Raw genomic sequence first — 15,110 nt, 5'->3', positions numbered from 1 at the left:
CGACAGAGGCACACGCCAGCCCGTACGGGTCTCGATAGCGCGTGGCAGGACCTGCCCGCCACGCGCCTTCACGCAACCCCGTCAGAACCAGCGGCGTTGCTCGCCGGGGCCTTCGATATTGCTGACGCAGCGGCTGCACAGTTCCGGGTGACGCGGATCGCTGCCCACGCTGGCCTGGTGGTGCCAGCAACGCACGCACTTGGCCTTGCTGGTCGGCTGCGCGCTGACGAAGATGTCGTCGGTGCTGGCCGCAGTCACGGTCACATCGCCACTGATGAACAGGAAGCGCAGCTCGTCGGCCAGCGGCTGCCAGCGCGCGGCGGTCTGCGCATCGGCGGCCACGGTGATCTCCGCTTCCAGCGCCGCGCCGATCGCCCCGTTGGCACGCATCGGCTCCAGCACCTTGGCCACCTGCTCGCGCAAGGCCAGCAGCCTGTCGACATCGGCACTGCTCAGCGCGGCATCGGCCGGCAACGGCGCCAGGCCGTCGTACCAGGTGGCGAACAACACGTTGTCGACCCGCTTGCCCGGCAGATAACCCCACAGTTCCTCGGCGGTGAAGCTCAGCACCGGCGCGATCCAGCGCACGAACGCCTCGACCACGTGATACATCGCGCTCTGCGCCGAACGGCGGCCGCGCGCATCCTCGGCCATCGTGTACAGGCGGTCCTTGGTCACATCCAGATACAGCGAGCCCAGGTCGACGCTGCAGAAATTCAGCAGCGCCTGCACGATTTCGGCAAAGTCGTAACGCGCATACGCGGCAGCGATCTTTTCCTGCAGCTCGTGCGCGCGGTGCACGATCCAGCGGTCCAGCAGCACCATGTCGTCCAGCGCCACCAGGTGCTGCAGCGGATCAAAGCCATGCAGGTTGCCGAGCAGGAAGCGTGCGGTATTGCGCAGGCGGCGATACGCATCGGCGTTGCGCTTGAGGATCTCCTGCGACAGCGACATCTCGTTGCTGTAATCGGCCGAGGCGATCCACAGGCGCAGGATGTCCGCGCCCAGGGTCTTCATGATGTCCTGCGGCTCAATGCCGTTGCCCAACGACTTGGACATCTTGCGGCCGTGCTCGTCCACGGTGAAGCCGTGGGTCAGGCACTGCTTATACGGCGCCGCCTTGTCCATCGCCACGCCGGTCAGCAGCGAGGACTGGAACCAGCCACGGTGCTGGTCGGAGCCTTCCAGGTACAGGTCGGCCGGCTTGGGCAGGCCGCGGTCCACCAGCACCGCTTCATGGGTCACGCCGGAGTCGAACCACACATCCAGGATGTCGGTGATCTTGTCGTAATCGGCCGCCTCGTCGCCCAGCAGTTCGGCCGCATCCAGCGTGTACCACACGTCCACGCCGCCCAGTTCCACCCGGTCGGCGACCTGGCGCAGCAACTCGGTGCTGCGCGGATGCGGCTCGCCGGTTTCGCGGTGCACGAACAAGGCGATCGGCACGCCCCAGGTGCGCTGGCGCGAGATGGTCCAGTCCGGACGTCCATCGACCATGCCGGCGATACGCGCCTGGCCCCAGGATGGATACCAGTGCACGTTGTCGATGGCCTTGAGCGCATCGGCGCGCAGGTTGGCCTGCTCCGTCGAGATGAACCACTGCGGCGTGGCGCGGAACGCGATCGGCGTCTTGTGCCGCCAGCAATGCGGATAACTGTGCTCCATCTTGCTGGCCGCCAGCAACACGCCGGTGTCGCGCAGCGCATCGATGATGATGTCGTTGGCCTTCCAGATGTGCAGCCCGGCCAGCACGGTGTCGCCCAGCGGCGGCGTCGACGGCAGGTACACGCCGCGCCCGTCCACCGGGTTGATCTGCGCAGCGCCGTAACGCTCGAGCAGGCCGTACTGCTTGGAGACCTGGTAGTCCTCCTGGCCATGGCCCGGTGCCGTGTGCACCGCGCCGGTACCGTCCTCGGCCGACACGTGGTCGCCCAGCAGCAGCGGGATCTCGCGCTCGGCATAGAACGGGTGGTTTAGCAGCATCTGCTCCAGCGCCGCGCCCTTGGCATGGCCGTGCACCACCACCGTGTCCACGCCATAGCGCGCCAGCGCCTTGCCGGCCAGGGCCTCGGCGATCACCAGCCAGCGCGGCTGGCCGCGATCGGCCGGGCCTTCGACCAGCACGTAGTCCAGTTCCGCGCCCAGGCTCACCGCCAGCGACGCCGGCAGTGTCCACGGGGTGGTGGTCCAGATCGGTACCGCCAAGCCTACGCCCGCCGGCAGGCTGGCGCCGAACGCGGCAGCAGCGACAGCCGCCGGATCGCGCGCCGGATAGGCGATATCCACCGTCGGCGACACCTTGTCGGCGTATTCGATCTCGGCTTCGGCCAGCGCCGAGCCGCAGTCGAAGCACCAGTGCACCGGCTTCACGCCACGGGTCAGATGGCCATTGTCGACCACCTTGGCCAGCGCGCGGATCTCGTTGGCTTCGAAGCGGAAATCCAGCGTCTTGTACGGGTTGTCCCAATCGCCGATCACGCCCAGGCGCTTGAAATCGCGGCGCTGCAGATCGATCTGCTCGGTGGCGTACTCACGGCACTTCTGGCGGAACTCGGCTGCGTCGAGCTTGACGCCGACCTTGCCGTACTTTTTCTCGATCGCGATCTCGATCGGCAGGCCGTGGCAATCCCAGCCCGGGATGTAGGGCGCATCGAAGCCAGCCAGATACTTCGACTTGACGATGATGTCCTTGAGGATCTTGTTGACCGCATGGCCCAGATGGATCTGACCATTGGCATATGGCGGGCCGTCGTGCAGCACGAACAGCGGGCGCCCTGCCGCATTGGCGCGCAGTTGCGCGTACAGCCCCTCGCGCTCCCAGCGGTCCAGCATCGCCGGCTCGCGCTTGGGCAGGTCGCCGCGCATCGGGAATTCCGTCGCGGGCAGATGGAGAGTGGCTTTGTAGTCTTGGGTCACAGGTCTCTACCGTTGCGCTGGATTTTTTGATAAGTCCGCACATGGATGTGCGGGCTCTTGCGAGGGACTCGCATCATAGGTCGGCTCCTGCGAGGGACTCGCATCATAGGCGGGCCGTTGCGAGCAACTCGCATGTGTTGCAGAAACTGCGTGCCTGTCCAACACCGCACGCGCCTGCTCGGCATCACGATGCATCTGCACCGTCAGCGCGTCCAGGCCATCGAACTTCTCTTCGTCGCGCAGCTTGGCGACGAATTCGACCTCGATATGCCGGCCATACAGATCGCCCTGGAAATCGAACAGATGCGCTTCCAGCAGCGGCTCCACGCCGGCCACGGTCGGGCGTGTGCCAAAGCTCGAGACCGACGGCCACGGCCGCTCGGCCACGCCATGCACCCAGGTCGCGTAAATGCCCGACAGCGCCGGCGTGCGCGGAAAGCGCAGATTGGCAGTGGGGTAGCCCAGGGTGCGGCCAAGCTGCTTGCCGCGCACCACCCGCCCGCCGATGGCATACGGACGGCCAAGCAATTGCCCGGCGTGCGCGAACTCGCCCGCGCCCAGCAGCTCGCGGATGCGCGTGGCCGAGATGCGCTCGCCGTGCAGGTGCACCGGCGCGATTTCGCCCGCTGCAAAGCCGTAGTGGTCACCAAGCGAGCGCAGCAGGCCGATATCGCCGCCACGCCGATGGCCGAAACGGAACTCCGGGCCGATCCAGACCTCTTTGGCACACAGCCGGCCAACCAGGGCCAGGCGCACGAAGTCTTCGGCACTCATCGCCGACAGGCGACCATCGAAACGGATCATGCCCACGCTGTCGGCACCGTAGCCGTGCAGCCCTTCGATCTTGGCGCGGGCCAGGGTCAGCCGCGGCGGCGGCGCGGCCGGGGCGAAAAACTCGCGCGGCAGCGGCTCGAAGCTCACCGCCACCGCCGGCACCCCCAGCGCGCGCGCGCGCGCGACCGCGTGCTGCACCAATGCCCGATGCCCCAGGTGCAGGCCATCGAAGGCGCCGATGCAGACCACGCTTCCGTGCGGGAACAGGGTCCCGCCCTCGACGTCTCTAAACAGCCTGCTCATTCCTCGATCCAAACAGATGCCAGCCTGCCGGCCGACCCTCGTTGATGCATAACCCGCAAGTATAGCCGTGCCTATCAATCCGCATGGGCGCGGCCCCGGGCCTGTGCCGCCGCGTCCCGGAAGCGGGCAGACGATTGCGCGCCTTCCCGGCCCGGGACTGGCCCGCCCACCGTGCATGACGGCTGGCTGTGCACCCGCACGGCCAGCTCGGCGGACGACTAGCCCTCGCGCAGATGCCGCGGCCGCAATCCCAGCGCCACTTGCGCCACCAGGTAGGTCGCCCCACCGCTGCCGACCAGCACCGCCAGCCAGCCGATGCGATCCCACTTGTCCATCACGGTGAACGATGGCAGCCACCACAGCAGGCTCAACAGCACCGCCACCATCGCCGCGCATGCCAGCAGCAGGCGCAGCGCATAGCCAGCCCAACCCGGCCGGCGCTGGTACACGCCGGACTTGCCCAGCCAGTACCACAGCAAAGCCAGGTTGAGATAACTGGACAGCGCGCTGGCAATGCCCAGTGCCAGATGCAGGCCCGGCTGCTTGCCCAGCGCCTGCATCACGCCTTGCGCCTTGAGCTCGGGCGGCACCATGATCTGGTAGACCACCGCCAGCAACGCGAAGTTGAACACCATGTTGGCGATCAACGCCGCCACGCCGGCACGCACCGGGGTACGGGTGTCCTGCCGGGCGTAGAAGGCCGGCAACAACACCTTGAGCATGGCGTACGCCGGCAGGCCGAAGCTCAGGCCGTAGACCGACATCGCGGTCATGCGCGTATCGAAGGCGGTGAACTGGCGGTACTGGAACAAGGTCGCCACCAGCGGCTCGGCCAGCAGCAGCAAGCCGAGCATCGCCGGCATCGCGATCAGCAGCGTGGTGCGGAATCCCCAGTCCAGCGCACCGGAAAACGCGCTGCGGTCGGTCTTGACGTGATGGCGCGCCAGCGCCGGCAGGATCACCGTGCCCAGCGCCACCCCGAACACGCCCAGCGGCAGCTCCAGGAACCGGTCGGCCAGCGACAGCCACGACTGCGAGCCGTCGGCCAGCCGCGCGGCGATCACCGTGTCCAGCATCAGGTTGATCTGCGCGATCGACGAACCGAACAGGGTCGGAATCATCAGGGTCAGCACCTTGCGCACATCCTGGTGCGTCCAGCCCCAGCGCGGCAGCGTCAACAGGTCGATGCCCTTCAGCGCCGGCAGCTGAAACAGCAACTGCAGCGCACCGGCAACCAGCACCGCCCAGCCCAGCGCCAGGATCGGCACGTCCAGCCGCGGCGCCAGCCACAGCGCGCCAGCGATCATGCACAGGTTGAGGATCACCGGCGTCAGCGCCGGAATCGCAAACCGCTGGAAGCTGTTGAGCGCCCCGCCCGCCAGCGCGGTCAACGAGACGAACAACAGAAACGGAAACGTCAGCCGCAACAAGTCCACCAGCAGGCCGTATTTATCCGGATCGGTGGCCGCGCCATCGGAAAACACAGACGCCAGCTGCGGGGTGAAGATCAGCCCCAGCGCGGTGATCAGCAGCAGCATGCCACCGAGCGTGCCGGATACCCGCGACATCAGCTCGCGCAGGTCGGTATGCGGGCGGGTCTCCTTGACCTCGGTGAACACCGGCACGAAGGCGGTGGCGAACGAGCCCTCGGCAAACAGCCGCCGCAGGAAATTGGGGATCCGGAACGCCACCCAGAACGCGTCGGTCACCGCATTGGCGCCGAAGGTGGTGGAGATCGCCTGGTCGCGGATCAGGCCCAACACCCGTGACACCATGGTCATACTACTGAATGAGAGCAGGCCTCTCAACATGCCGGGCTTGCTCACGCTGCATCCCTCTTGACAACTGACTTGACGTACATAACTAAGCCCATCATACTTTCCCGCTTGCTTTTTCCACTACACCGATTTTTCAGGAACCCACCACCGTGGCCAATATCAAGTCCGCCAAGAAGCGCGCCAAGCAGACCGTCGTGCGCAATGAGCGCAACACGGGCCAGCGTTCGATGCTGCGCACCGCCGTCAAGAAGGTGATCAAGGCCCTTGACGCCAACGATGCTGCAGGCGCCGAAGCTGCTTTCGCCGTTGCCCAGCCCATTCTCGACCGTTTCAGCGCCCGTGGCCTGATTCACAAGAACAAGGCTGCGCGTCACAAGAGCCGTCTGACCGCTCGCATCAAGGCCATCAAGGCCGCGTAAGCGAGCCGTGTTGGCATCACCGCAGGCCTGGCCTGCGGTGGCATAGAAAAACCCGGCCTTGGCCGGGTTTTTTGTGTGCCTGCGCATGCGCTCAGCCGGCATTGCGCGCCTCGAGCTCGTCCTCGCGCTGCCGGTCGAAGAACGCCATGATGTCCTTCATGATCGGGAAGGTGCCATCGCGGCCCAGCGCCGAGACCAGATACCACGGCGCGGTCCAGCCGAGTTCGGCCACGATCGTCTCGGCCGCAGCGCGCGCCTCGTCCTCGAACATCAGGTCGGCCTTGTTGAGCACCAGCCAGCGCGGCTTCTTCAGCAACTCGGGATCGTGGCGCTCCAGCTCGCGCTCGATGGTGCGCACCTGATCCACCGGCGACGCCTCCACCCCACCATCCATCGGCGAAATGTCCACCAGATGCAGCAGCAGACGGGTGCGCTGCAGATGGCGCAGGAACTGCGTGCCCAGCCCGGCACCGTCGGCCGCGCCCTCGATCAGGCCCGGCACGTCGGCGATGACGAAGCTGCGATACGCCTCGACGCTGACCACGCCCAGATTCGGGTACAGGGTGGTGAACGGGTAATCGGCCACCTTCGGGGTTGCCGAGGACACCGCGCGGATCAGGGTGCTCTTGCCCGCATTGGGAAAGCCCAGCAGGCCAACATCGGCCAGCAGCTTCAGCTCCAGCTTGAGCAACCGCTCCTCGCCCTCTTCACCGGTGGTGGACTGGCGCGGCGCACGGTTGACCGAGCTCTTGAAATGCATGTTGCCCAGGCCGCCCTTGCCGCCCTTGGCCACCAGCAGGCGATCGCCATGCTGGGTCAGGTCGCCGATGACTTCGTCGGTCTGCACGTTCATCACCACGGTGCCGACCGGCACCACGATGATGCGGTCTTCGCCGCCCTTGCCGTAGGCCTGGCGACCCATGCCGTTCTCGCCGCGCTGCGCCTTGAAGGTCCGCTCATGCCGGAAGTCGACCAGCGTATTGACGTTCTCGTCGGCCACGATCCACACGCTGCCGCCGTTACCGCCGTCGCCACCATCGGGCCCACCGAGCGGGATGAACTTCTCGCGGCGAAAGCCGACACAGCCATTGCCGCCATTGCCGGCACTGACCAGGATTTCTGCTTCGTCGACTAACTTCATGAGCTTGCAACCGGGAATTGGGAATGGGGAATAGGGAATCGGCCAAAGAAACCAGCCTGACCCTTGCCGGCGAGCGCACTCACCAGCAAGACAGCAAAGAGCGAGAAGAAACCAGGAGCCGGCTTTTCCGATTCCCGATTCCCTATTTCCCACTCCCGGCCGTCAAACGAAAAACCCCGCAAAAGCGGGGCTTTCCGTCTCGTCCGCCAGGCATGGATGCCTGACGGACTGGCCTGCATGGAACGGGCGATTACGCCTCGGCAACCACGCTGACGGTACGACGCTTCTTCGCACCCTTGACCGAGAACTCCACCTTGCCGTCGACCAGCGCGAACAGGGTGTGGTCACGGCCGAGGCCGACGCCGGCGCCCGGATGGAACTGGGTGCCACGCTGACGCACGATGATGTTGCCGGCATCGATGGCCTGGCCACCGAAGATCTTCACACCCAGATACTTCGGGTTGGAATCGCGACCGTTGCGCGAGGAACCTACGCCTTTTTTGTGTGCCATGACTGGTTCTCCTTACTTCTTATCGCCACCGGCGATGCCGGTGATCTCGATTTCGGTGTAGTACTGACGGTGTCCCTGACGCTTCATGTGGTGCTTGCGGCGACGGAACTTGATGATGCGCACCTTGTCGGCGCGGCCGTGGGCCACGACCTTGGCGGTGACCGAGGCGCCCTTCAGCGCATCGCCCAGCTTGATGCCATCGCTATCGCCCAACATCAGGACGGTGTCGAACTTGATCTCGTTGCCAGCTTCGACTTCGAGCTTTTCCACGCGGAGCGTTTCGCCCTGCGCGACGCGGTATTGCTTACCGCCGGTTACCAGAACTGCGTACATGACCAGGTTTTCCTCTGTAGTTATTATGGTCGCACTGACGTGCCCTAGGGCAGACAGGAGCGGAATTGTACGGGCTGGCGGGGTTTGGGGTCAACCTGCCGGCCAGCCAGTCGTGGCCCCGCCCGATCCACCCGTGCAACGCATCATCCGGCCGCCACAGGCGCCCGGTCAGACTGGCATTTGGGGCAATTGCCCTCACCTAGGTCGGCGGGTAGGCTGATCGACTGCCACTCATTCCTGCTGAGCACGCTCGCACCACTGCCGGTTCGCCGGCCCGACATCGGATCCCCCATGGCGATGGATTTCATCCGCATCCGCGGCGCGCGGACGCACAACCTCAAGAACATCGACCTCGACCTGCCTCGCGACAAACTGATCGTGATCACCGGCCTGTCCGGCTCGGGCAAGTCGTCGTTGGCGTTCGACACCATCTATGCAGAAGGCCAGCGCCGCTACGTCGAGTCGCTGTCGGCGTATGCGCGCCAGTTCCTCAGCGTGATGGAAAAGCCGGACCTGGACCACATCGAAGGCCTGTCCCCGGCGATTTCGATCGAACAGAAATCGACCTCGCACAACCCGCGCTCCACGGTCGGTACGATCACCGAGATCTACGACTACCTGCGACTGCTGTACGCGCGCGTCGGTCAGCCGCGCTGCCCGGACCACGGCTTCCCGCTGGAGGCGCAGACCGTCAGCCAGATGGTTGACCACATGCTCACGCAGGACCAGGAGCAGCGTTACATGCTGCTGGCGCCGGTGATCCGCGAACGCAAGGGCGAGCATGCGCAGGTGTTCGAGCAACTGCGCGCGCAGGGCTTTGTGCGCGTGCGCGTGGACGGCGAGCTGTACGAGATCGACGCGGTGCCGCCGCTGGCGCTGCGCCAGAAGCACACCATCGAGGCGGTGATCGACCGCTTCCGTCCGCGCGAAGACATCAAGCAACGGCTGGCGGAAAGTTTCGAGACTGCGCTCAAGCTCGGCGAAGGCATGGTCGCGGTGCAGTCGCTGGACGACCCGGCCGCGGCCCCGCACCTGTTCTCGTCCAAGTACAGCTGCCCGGTCTGCGATTACTCGCTGCCGGAGCTGGAACCGCGGCTGTTTTCGTTCAACGCACCGGTGGGCGCCTGCCCCAGCTGCGACGGCCTGGGCGTGGCCGAGTTCTTCGACCCGGATCGCGTCGTGGTGCATCCGGAGCTGTCGCTGTCGGCCGGCGCGGTGCGCGGCTGGGATCGGCGCAATGCCTATTATTTCCAGCTGATCGCCTCGCTGGCCAAGCACTACAAGTTCGACGTGGACGCGGTGTGGAACACGCTGCCGGCCAAGGTGCGCCAGGCGGTGCTGTTCGGCAGCGGCGATGAGGTGATCAGTTTCACCTACTTCACCGACGCGGGCGGGCGCACCACCCGCAAGCACCGTTTCGAGGGCATCCTGCCGAACCTGGAACGCCGCTACCGCGAAACCGAGTCTCCAGCCGTGCGCGAAGAGCTGACCAAATACGTCAGCCAGCAGCCCTGCCCGGCCTGCAACGGCACGCGCCTGAATCGTGCCGCGCGCAACGTGTTCGTCGCCGACCGCCCGCTGCCCGAGCTGGTGGTGCTGCCGGTCAACGAGGCGCTGAGCTTTTTCCGCGGCTTGTCACTGCCGGGCTGGCGTGGCGAGATCGCCAGCAAGATCGTCAAGGAGATCGGCGAGCGGCTGGGCTTCCTGGTCGACGTGGGCCTGGATTACCTGACCCTGGAACGCAAGGCCGATACCTTGTCCGGTGGCGAGGCGCAGCGCATCCGGCTGGCCAGCCAGATCGGCGCCGGCCTGGTCGGGGTGATGTATGTGCTGGACGAGCCGTCGATCGGCCTGCATCAGCGCGACAACGAACGCCTGCTCGGCACGCTGACGCGGCTGCGCGATCTGGGCAATACCGTCATCGTCGTCGAGCATGACGAAGACGCGATCCGCCTGGCCGATTACGTGCTGGACATCGGCCCCGGCGCCGGCGTGCACGGTGGCGAAATCTGCGCGCAAGGCTCGTTGCAGGACATCCTGGATGCGCCCGGCTCGCTGACCGGCCAATACCTGTCGGGCAAGCGCCGCATCGAGATTCCCAAGCAGCGCCACAAGCCCAACCCGAAGATGATGCTGCATCTGCGCGGGGCGACCGGCAACAACCTGAAGAATGTCGACCTGGATATTCCGGCAGGCCTGTTGACCTGCATCACCGGCGTGTCCGGCTCGGGCAAGTCCACGCTGATCAACGACACCTTGTTCTCGCTGGCCGCCAACGAGATCAACGGCGCCTCGCATCCGGTGGCCGCGCATCGCGAGGTGGAGAATCTGGATCTGTTCGACAAGGTCGTGGATATCGACCAGTCGCCGATCGGGCGCACGCCGCGCTCCAATCCGGCCACCTACACCGGCATGTTCACCCCGTTGCGCGAGTTGTTCGCGCAGGTGCCGGAAGCGCGCGCGCGCGGCTATTCGCCGGGTCGTTTCAGCTTCAACGTACGCGGCGGCCGCTGCGAGGCCTGCCAGGGCGATGGCCTGATCAAGGTGGAGATGCACTTCCTGCCCGACGTCTACGTGCCCTGCGATGTCTGCCACGGCAAGCGCTACAACCGCGAGACGCTGGAGATCCGCTACAAGGGCTTCAACATCAGCGACGTGCTGCAGATGACCGTCGAGGACGCGCTGCGGCTGTTCGAGCCGGTGCCGTCGATCGCGCGCAAGCTGGAAACCCTGGTGGATGTGGGCCTGAGTTACATCAAGCTGGGCCAGAGCGCGACCACGCTGTCCGGCGGCGAGGCGCAACGCGTCAAGTTGTCCAAGGAGCTGTCGCGCCGCGATACCGGACGCACCCTGTACATCCTCGACGAGCCGACCACCGGCCTGCACTTCCACGACATCGAAGCGCTGCTCGGCGTGCTGCACAAGCTGCGCGACGAGGGCAACACGGTGGTGGTGATCGAACACAATCTGGACGTGATCAAGACCGCCGACTGGATCGTGGATCTGGGCCCGGAAGGCGGCCATCGCGGCGGCAGCATCCTGGTCTCCGGCACGCCGGAAGATGTGGCTGCGCACAAGGCGTCCTACACCGGGCAGTTCCTGGCCAAGATGCTGCCGTCGGTGAAGGCGCGCGAGACCCGGCCGGCGGCGATGGCCAACAAGCCCGATGCGCGCCCGCCACGCAAGGTCAAACCGGAGAAGGTGGCGAAAGTCGCCAAGTCCGCCACCAAGAAAACCGCAAAGAAGAAGGCAAGCTGATGAGCGAAGAGCACAAGGTGTTGGCACGCATCCCGATCAGCGTGCGCTGGCGCGACATGGACAGCATGGGCCATGTCAACAACGCCAAGTACATTTCGTATCTGGAGGAAGCGCGCGTGCGCTGGATGCTGGGCGTTGAAGGCGTGGCGATGACCGACCGCATCGCGCCGGTGGTTGCGGCCACCAACGTCAACTACAAGCGCCCGCTGGTGTGGCCGAACGACATCCTGGTGGAACTGTTCGTCGAGCGGCTGGGCAGCAGCAGCATCACCATCGGCCACCGCATCCTCGACCAGAAGGACGAGGGCGTGCTGTATTCCGATGGCAACGTGGTGGTGGTGTGGATCGATACGCAGACCGGCAAGAGCGCATCGCTGCCGGACGCGGTACGCGCCGCCAGCAGCTGAGATTTGCCAGTTGCGCGCTGGATCTCCAGCGCCATAAGACGACGGCGGCTCTTCCGGGAGCCGCCGTTGTTGTTTGCAGCGATCCTGTCCTGCCGCTGCGCGCTACCACCGACAGGCCGCGTGATCGAGACCGGACCGACACAGTGAAGTGGCAGCCTGCCTGCTTGCCACCACGCGTTGCGTTTGGTCGGCAACATCGCGCAGTGGGCTCGGCAAGAACTGCAACCTGCAGGCTGCAGCCTCGCTCAGCCACGCACTGCGCGCGCTTACGAACCCGGCGCGCGCTTGCGCGCCTGCAGCGTGGTCTTGATCTCGCGGCCATCCTGCAAGGTAAAGGTCACCGGCACCTGCGCGCCTTCCTGCAGCGGCGCACGCGCTTCCATCAGCATCAGATGCAGGCCGCCCGGCGCAAGCGGCACCGACTTGCCGGCCGGCAACGCCAGCTCCGGCACCGCGCGCATGCGGCTGACGCCGTTGGTTTGCGTGGTCTCGTGGATGGACACATCGGCAAACGCGCTGCTCTTGGCCGCGGTGACCTTCGACGGCTGCGCACAGCCATTGTGGAACTGCCCGAAGCCCGCTGCCATGCCCATGCCACCGGGTGGCGGAATGCGGATCCAGCCACCCTTGAACTCGGGCAGGCACTGCGCGCCAGCGCCTGCACTTGCCAGCATCACCCATGCACCGAGCAGCACGCGTCCGCACATGCGCTGCCTGTTTCGACTGCCGTCTATCATGACCCAACCTCCAGGAGCCCCGAATGAGCATCCAGATCTTAGACCATGGCCGTCTTCGCGAAATCCGTCTGGCGCGCCCGCCGGTCAATGCACTGGACAGCGCGCTGTGCCAGGCCCTGAGCGTTGCGGTGCAGCAGGCCGGCGAGGAAACCGACGGCATCGTGCTGTCGGGCAGCGAGCGGATCTTTTCCGGTGGCATGGACGTGCCGCACCTGCTGGCGCATGGCACCAACCGCGCCGCGTTGCTGGCCAGCTGGACGGCCTTCTTCGAGGCCGCGCAGGCGCTGGCCAACAGCCGCGTGCCGGTGGTTGCGGCCATCGGCGGGCATGCGCCGGCCGGCGGCTGCGTGCTGGCACTGTGCTGCGACTACCGGGTGATGGCGCGCAGCGCCGATACCGCCAAGCCTTATGCGATCGGCTTGAACGAGGTGCAGGTGGGCCTGGCCGCGCCGGAAGGCATCCAGCGCCTGTTGCGCCGCGTGGTCGGCGCGCACCGCGCCGAGCGCCTGCTGATCTCCGGGCAGCTGCTGCCGGCCGAGCAGGCGGTCACGATCGGCCTGGTCGACGAACTGGTCGATGGCGAGTTGGTCACCGCCCGCGCGGTGGCCTGGCTGCAGGATCTGCAGCAGCTGCCGCGCCAGCCGATGCTGGCCACGCGCGCGATTGCCCGCGCCGATCTGCGCGCGGCGCTGGCGCCCGAGCTGATCCAGCTGGAGCGCTTCATCGACGGCTGGTACGCGCCGGATGCGCAAGCCGCCTTGCACGGACTGGTGGCGCGGCTGCAGAAGGCCTGACGCCGCTCCCGCACGGCGCGCAGGGGGCGGCCCGCTATAATCGCGGTCCGTCGCATGCCCAGGCCAGCCCCTTGTCCGCCACTGCCGAACCCGTCGTCTCCGAACTGATCAGCCTGCTGTCGCTGGAGCGCTTGGAAGACAACCTGTTCCGCGGCCAGAGCCGCGATATCGGCACCAAGTACGTGTTCGGCGGACAGGTGCTGGGCCAGGCGCTGGCCGCCGCGCAGGCCACCGTGGACAACGGCCGCCAGGCGCACTCCCTGCATGCCTATTTCCTGCGCGCCGGCAATATCGACCACCCGATCGTCTACGACGTCGATCGCACCCGCGATGGCGGCAGTTTTTCGGTGCGCCGGGTCACTGCGATCCAGCATGGCAAGGTGATCTTCTTCTGCGCGGCCTCGTTCCAGCAGCGCGAAGACGGCGCCGAACACCAGTCCGCGATGCCGGTGGTGCCGCCGCCCGAAGACATCGAACCCACCCCGCCGCTGGCGGCGGAGGTGCTGGAGAAACTGCCTGCCAAGGTGCAGCGCTGGCTGTCGCGTGGCGGCCCGTTCGAGTTTCGCCATGTATTTCCGCGCGACGAACTCAAGCCGCCCAAGCGCCCGCCGTTCCAGCAGATGTGGCTGCGCCTGAGCGACCCGGTCGGCGACGACGTCGGCCTGCACCAGGCCTTGCTGGCCTATGCCTCGGATTTTCAGCTGCTGGGCACCTCCACCTTTCCGCACGGCATCAGCTACTACACGCCGAATGTGCAGATGGCCTCGCTCGATCACGCGCTGTGGTTCCACCGCCCGTTCCGCACCGACGACTGGCTGCTGTACTCACTCGACAGCCCCACCGCACAGGGCTCGCGCGGCCTGGCGCGCGGGCAGTTCTTCACCCGCGATGGCGTGCTGGTCGCCAGCACCACCCAGGAAGGCCTGATCCGCGTGGTACCCGACGGCAGCGCGATCGCGGTGCCGGCAAACGACTCGCCATGTTGATTGCTGCACCGCGTTCGTCGCGCGCAGGCATGCTGATGGCCGCCTGCACTTTCCGGCCTGGATCGACGTCCTTGCCGCTCCTTTCTTTCAGCTCGAGCAAGCGCATTCGCAGCGCGCCCTGCTCGGCAATCGCTGGCATTCCTTAAGCATGCGCAAGATCTTCAGCAGTCAACGTATCGAAACCGCCGAAGGCGTGGCCGATCTCCTGCGCAACGCCGGTATCGACGTGCGCATGAGCAACGGCCGCTCCTACGAGAGCAAGCGCAGCGGCCAGTTCAGCTATCTCGAACAGGGCAACGCCCAGGCCTACCCCACGGTGTGGATCGTGCACGCCGACGACCAGCCGCGCGCCCGCGATCTGCTGCGCGACGCACGCCTGCTCGACACCACCCGCCGCGATCTGCCGAATGTGGAGTACACCTTCCGCGACGGCGAAAACGGCTCGAGCACCAATGCGCGCAGCTGGGCCTGGCGCATCCGGCTGGTGCTGCTGCTGGTGATCGGCGCGGTCGCCATGTTCGTGGTGCTGCGCCATCGCAATGCCCCGGATGCGGCCAGGCCAGTGGCACCGCCGGCAGCGCAGCCAGCGCCCGCCACCACCGCACCGCCCGCCGCAGAGGACGACGAAGTGCGTGTACGGATCCAGCCGGCGCGCTGAGCGCAGCCACCCGGCGGTGCGCCAGATGCCACCGCCATCGCCTCGGTCACATCCGCTGCTCGCCTGCGTCATGCTGGGACCAGGACATGGATTGC

General features: G+C 66.3%; 13 protein-coding genes. 6 read left to right on the top strand and 7 right to left on the bottom strand.

What is annotated here, in order from left to right; translation table 11 throughout:
* Nucleotides 1–81: 81 nt before the first annotated feature.
* The 3 genes from ileS to murJ all read right to left on the bottom strand — a co-directional run bounded on the left by ileS (nt 82) and on the right by murJ (nt 5,804).
* Complete coding sequence (ileS, locus tag XARJCFBP2528_RS00570) at nt 82–2,916, bottom strand: isoleucine--tRNA ligase (RefSeq protein WP_047124175.1); 2,835 nt, start codon at nt 2,914–2,916, stop codon at nt 82–84.
* 6 nt (nt 2,917–2,922) lie between these two features.
* Complete coding sequence (locus XARJCFBP2528_RS00565; protein WP_016901716.1) at nt 2,923–3,993, bottom strand: bifunctional riboflavin kinase/FAD synthetase; 1,071 nt, start codon at nt 3,991–3,993, stop codon at nt 2,923–2,925.
* Between the two features lie 218 nt (nt 3,994–4,211).
* Nucleotides 4,212–5,804, bottom strand: coding sequence for a murein biosynthesis integral membrane protein MurJ (murJ, locus tag XARJCFBP2528_RS00560; RefSeq protein ID WP_026064148.1), 1,593 nt, complete (start codon nt 5,802–5,804; stop codon nt 4,212–4,214).
* Between the two features lie 116 nt (nt 5,805–5,920).
* On the opposite strand from murJ, the gene rpsT reads away from it, so the two are divergent.
* Nucleotides 5,921–6,190, top strand: a complete 270-nt coding sequence (rpsT, locus tag XARJCFBP2528_RS00555) for a 30S ribosomal protein S20 (protein WP_002807888.1) — start codon at nt 5,921–5,923, stop codon at nt 6,188–6,190.
* A 91-nt stretch (nt 6,191–6,281) separates the two neighbouring features.
* On the opposite strand, the gene obgE is transcribed toward rpsT, so the two are convergent.
* The 3 genes from obgE to rplU form a co-directional block, all read right to left on the bottom strand.
* Nucleotides 6,282–7,331, bottom strand: coding sequence for a GTPase ObgE (gene obgE / locus XARJCFBP2528_RS00550; RefSeq protein WP_016901714.1), 1,050 nt, complete (start codon nt 7,329–7,331; stop codon nt 6,282–6,284).
* A 250-nt stretch (nt 7,332–7,581) separates the two neighbouring features.
* Complete coding sequence (rpmA, locus tag XARJCFBP2528_RS00545) at nt 7,582–7,842, bottom strand: 50S ribosomal protein L27 (protein ID WP_010365804.1); 261 nt, start codon at nt 7,840–7,842, stop codon at nt 7,582–7,584.
* Nucleotides 7,843–7,854: 12 nt separating this feature from the next.
* Nucleotides 7,855–8,175 carry a 50S ribosomal protein L21 gene (rplU, locus tag XARJCFBP2528_RS00540; RefSeq protein ID WP_016901712.1) on the bottom strand — a complete coding sequence of 107 codons (321 nt, stop codon included), beginning with the start codon at nt 8,173–8,175 and terminating at the stop codon, nt 7,855–7,857.
* Between the two features lie 291 nt (nt 8,176–8,466).
* Between rplU and uvrA the strand changes: the two genes are divergently transcribed.
* Both uvrA and XARJCFBP2528_RS00530 read left to right on the top strand, forming a co-directional pair.
* Nucleotides 8,467–11,433 (top strand): excinuclease ABC subunit UvrA, encoded by a 2,967-nt coding sequence (gene uvrA, locus XARJCFBP2528_RS00535; protein ID WP_016901711.1) that lies wholly within the window; start codon nt 8,467–8,469, stop codon nt 11,431–11,433.
* Complete coding sequence (locus tag XARJCFBP2528_RS00530; RefSeq protein ID WP_016901710.1) at nt 11,433–11,840, top strand: acyl-CoA thioesterase; 408 nt, start codon at nt 11,433–11,435, stop codon at nt 11,838–11,840. Before uvrA ends, XARJCFBP2528_RS00530 begins: the two co-directional genes overlap by 1 nt.
* 266 nt (nt 11,841–12,106) lie before the next feature.
* Here XARJCFBP2528_RS00530 and XARJCFBP2528_RS00525 read toward each other — a convergent pair whose 3' ends face one another.
* Nucleotides 12,107–12,547 carry a copper chaperone PCu(A)C gene (locus XARJCFBP2528_RS00525; protein ID WP_016901709.1) on the bottom strand — a complete coding sequence of 147 codons (441 nt, stop codon included), beginning with the start codon at nt 12,545–12,547 and terminating at the stop codon, nt 12,107–12,109.
* A gap of 53 nt (nt 12,548–12,600) precedes the next feature.
* On the opposite strand from XARJCFBP2528_RS00525, the gene XARJCFBP2528_RS00520 reads away from it, so the two are divergent.
* The 3 genes from XARJCFBP2528_RS00520 to XARJCFBP2528_RS00510 all read left to right on the top strand — a co-directional run bounded on the left by XARJCFBP2528_RS00520 (nt 12,601) and on the right by XARJCFBP2528_RS00510 (nt 15,015).
* Complete coding sequence (locus tag XARJCFBP2528_RS00520; RefSeq protein WP_016901708.1) at nt 12,601–13,371, top strand: enoyl-CoA hydratase/isomerase family protein; 771 nt, start codon at nt 12,601–12,603, stop codon at nt 13,369–13,371.
* A gap of 71 nt (nt 13,372–13,442) precedes the next feature.
* Nucleotides 13,443–14,357 (top strand): acyl-CoA thioesterase II, encoded by a 915-nt coding sequence (tesB, locus tag XARJCFBP2528_RS00515; protein ID WP_016901707.1) that lies wholly within the window; start codon nt 13,443–13,445, stop codon nt 14,355–14,357.
* Nucleotides 14,358–14,505: 148 nt separating this feature from the next.
* Nucleotides 14,506–15,015, top strand: coding sequence for a putative signal transducing protein (locus XARJCFBP2528_RS00510; protein ID WP_016901706.1), 510 nt, complete (start codon nt 14,506–14,508; stop codon nt 15,013–15,015).
* Nucleotides 15,016–15,110 lie beyond the last annotated feature (95 nt).

The organism is Xanthomonas arboricola pv. juglandis (genome assembly GCF_001013475.1).
GTDB lineage: Bacteria > Pseudomonadota > Gammaproteobacteria > Xanthomonadales > Xanthomonadaceae > Xanthomonas > Xanthomonas arboricola.
Note: the sequence above shows the minus strand (reverse complement) of the source record. Positions and strands in the feature narration are given on the sequence as shown.

Coding starts and splice junctions, on each gene's coding strand:
- XARJCFBP2528_RS00565 (WP_016901716.1), bottom strand. CDS start 3,993: ATGAGCAGGCTGTTTAGAGACGTCGAGGGCGGGACCCTGTTCCCGCAC.
- rplU (WP_016901712.1), bottom strand. CDS start 8,175: ATGTACGCAGTTCTGGTAACCGGCGGTAAGCAATACCGCGTCGCGCAG.
- murJ (WP_026064148.1), bottom strand. CDS start 5,804: ATGTTGAGAGGCCTGCTCTCATTCAGTAGTATGACCATGGTGTCACGG.
- XARJCFBP2528_RS00510 (WP_016901706.1), top strand. CDS start 14,506: ATGCGCAAGATCTTCAGCAGTCAACGTATCGAAACCGCCGAAGGCGTG.
- rpmA (WP_010365804.1), bottom strand. CDS start 7,842: ATGGCACACAAAAAAGGCGTAGGTTCCTCGCGCAACGGTCGCGATTCC.
- XARJCFBP2528_RS00530 (WP_016901710.1), top strand. CDS start 11,433: ATGAGCGAAGAGCACAAGGTGTTGGCACGCATCCCGATCAGCGTGCGC.
- uvrA (WP_016901711.1), top strand. CDS start 8,467: ATGGCGATGGATTTCATCCGCATCCGCGGCGCGCGGACGCACAACCTC.
- obgE (WP_016901714.1), bottom strand. CDS start 7,331: ATGAAGTTAGTCGACGAAGCAGAAATCCTGGTCAGTGCCGGCAATGGC.
- XARJCFBP2528_RS00520 (WP_016901708.1), top strand. CDS start 12,601: ATGAGCATCCAGATCTTAGACCATGGCCGTCTTCGCGAAATCCGTCTG.
- XARJCFBP2528_RS00525 (WP_016901709.1), bottom strand. CDS start 12,547: ATGTGCGGACGCGTGCTGCTCGGTGCATGGGTGATGCTGGCAAGTGCA.